The 2140-nt window shown below is 38.3% G+C and carries 4 protein-coding genes; 1 reads left to right on the top strand and 3 read right to left on the bottom strand.

What is annotated here, in order from left to right; genetic code table 11:
- A partial coding sequence (locus N7603_RS09130; protein WP_373425404.1) for a zinc ribbon domain-containing protein occupies positions 1 to 158 on the top strand: 158 nt, incomplete at its 5' end.
- Positions 159 to 244: 86 nt separating this feature from the next.
- Here N7603_RS09130 and N7603_RS08910 read toward each other — a convergent pair.
- From N7603_RS08910 to N7603_RS08900, 3 genes are all read right to left on the bottom strand, one after another.
- The gene (locus N7603_RS08910; RefSeq protein WP_262097077.1) at positions 245 to 571 is read right to left on the bottom strand and encodes a macro domain-containing protein; all 327 of its coding nucleotides are present in this window, start codon (positions 569 to 571) and stop codon (positions 245 to 247) included.
- Between the two features lie 18 nt (positions 572 to 589).
- Entirely contained in the window at positions 590 to 988 is a 399-nt protein-coding gene (locus N7603_RS08905; protein WP_262097076.1) for an OsmC family protein, read from the bottom strand.
- 298 nt (positions 989 to 1286) lie between these two features.
- On the bottom strand, positions 1287 to 2140 hold an 854-nt coding region (locus N7603_RS08900), incomplete at its 5' end, for an RNA-guided endonuclease InsQ/TnpB family protein (RefSeq protein WP_262097075.1).

The following is a 2140-nucleotide window of genomic DNA, read 5'->3' as shown; positions in this document are numbered from 1 at the left end:
CCTGTAGTACCTGTGGTGAGATTCATAGTGAACTCAAACTCTCTAATCGCGTGTTTGAGTGTCCAAAGTGTGAGTTACACTTAGATCGAGACCACAACGCAGCGATGAATATCAACAAAGAAGGATTTAGAAAGTATCAATTAGCTTTATCCATATAAAAGAACTAAAAACCGTAGGGACTACGGGGATAGCCTATTGAGTCACTGGCGGGTACGCTGGTTTGGATAGGAAGCCCCCACTTCTATTAAGTGGTGGGTAGTTCACTGGCGAGTTCTAAAACGTGTTGATAGGTTTCTTTAAGCTGTGTCGCTTCATTCAAACGACCTGTTTTATAGATTGAACCGACCACATGAATGACCTTTTTAGATCTTAGATTGTAGCTTTCTGTAATGACTGGTTGTGAAAGCTTTAAAGTCCCGAACTTCGCACGTGCTTTTAAGAGTTCAGGTCCAGCTAATGCATGAATTTGTGCATCTAAACCACCAAAAATAAAGGGTTCTGAACTGGTGGAATTGACAATCGAGTCCACTTCTAAGGTGGTGATATCGCCCTCAATGATTTGAAAAGGCATGGTAAACCCCTCCTCTTGTTACTTGGTTTTGAAAGTGACTTCTAAATCGATTTTCGCTACTTTAGAAACAGTCTCATGAATGGAACAATACTGTGCGCCTAAATCCGCCGCTCTTCTGAGTTTCGCTTCATCTGAACCGTTATAAATAACCATTTTAATGAGGACGTGATCTAAAGTCGCTGGGGTTTCATCGCGTTTATTCCCAGAAACCTCAATTTCTACATCCGTATGGGTTAGTCGCATCTTTTGAGCAACACTCAAAAATGTCGCGTAAAAACATGAAGCGACCGCTCCAAACAATAAATGATAGGGTTTCATCCCGTTATGTTGACTGCCTAACGCAATCTTGCCTGTCGGTGAAGTCATTTCACCAACAAAGTTTGAATCGAATTTGACGTGTATAGTATCTGCTTTCATATGTTCTCCTTTTGGACTATTACTCACTTCATTTATACCATACTCTTATATACTTCAACATCTTTGTTACTCTCTAAGTCATATTACTTGTGTTGTATATTTTGTATGATAAAATTATGTCATAACAGGAAACCCTTGATGGTTTCTTTTTTTATTCTCTAGCCACATTTTACAATCGATTAACATATTATCGTGAACTACCCACCACTTAATAGAAGTGGGGGCTTCCTATCCAAACCAGCGTACCCGCCAGTGACTCAATAGGCTATCCCCGTAGTCCCTACGGTTCTTAGTTCTTTTATATGGATAAAGCGAATTGATACTTTCTAAATCCTTCTTTATTGATATTGATCGCTGCGTTATGATCTCGATCTAAGTTAGTATTACAGTTTGGACACTCAAACACTCGATTAGAGAGTTTGAGGGTAGTATGTAATTCCCCACAGTGACTACACGTCTTTGAGGATGGATACCACTGATCCATCACCATCAGTGTTTTACCCTGTGTTTCTAACTTATACTTCAAGAAGGATACAAATCTAGTCCAACCAAATCTAGATACCTGTTTGGCGTAATATGGATTATCTTGAGACATCTCGATGAGATTTATTCCTTCTACACTCACTAAATCATGACGCTTGGCTATCGCGTTAGATAGTTTATGTAGGAAGTCATCTCTTTTATGTTTGATTCTTTCATATAACAAGGCGATTTCTAATGCCTTCTTATCATAGTTACTAGACCCTTTGATTCTTCTAGATAAACTTCTTTGAAGGACTCTAAGTTTGTTAAAGTCTGTTTGTATGTCTTTAGGATAGTCCATCTTGAATCCTTCACTATCGACATAAAAATGAGTCATTGAGAAATCTAGTCCTATGGCATCTTTGACTACTTGTTTCTGAATCTCTTTTTGGTATTCATATAGAATAGAGACATAATACTTACCTGTACTACTCTTTGATACAGTTACGCTTTTGAGAATCATCTCACTCGGTATGGTTCTGTGTTGTTTGATCTTCACTTCGCCCAGTTTAGGGAGTTTGATGTAGCCTTTTAATAGAACGATGTTATGGTTAACAAGGTTGGTTGTGTACCCATAGTCTTGTTTCTTAGAATGGAACTTAGGTAAGTCTTGTTTACGTTTAAAGAACA

Source organism: Paracholeplasma vituli (assembly GCF_025446935.1).
Classification (GTDB): domain Bacteria; phylum Bacillota_I; class Bacilli_A; order Acholeplasmatales; family UBA5453; genus Paracholeplasma; species Paracholeplasma vituli.
The sequence above is the reverse complement of the archived record's forward strand: the minus strand, read 5'-3'. Positions and strand labels throughout refer to the sequence as shown.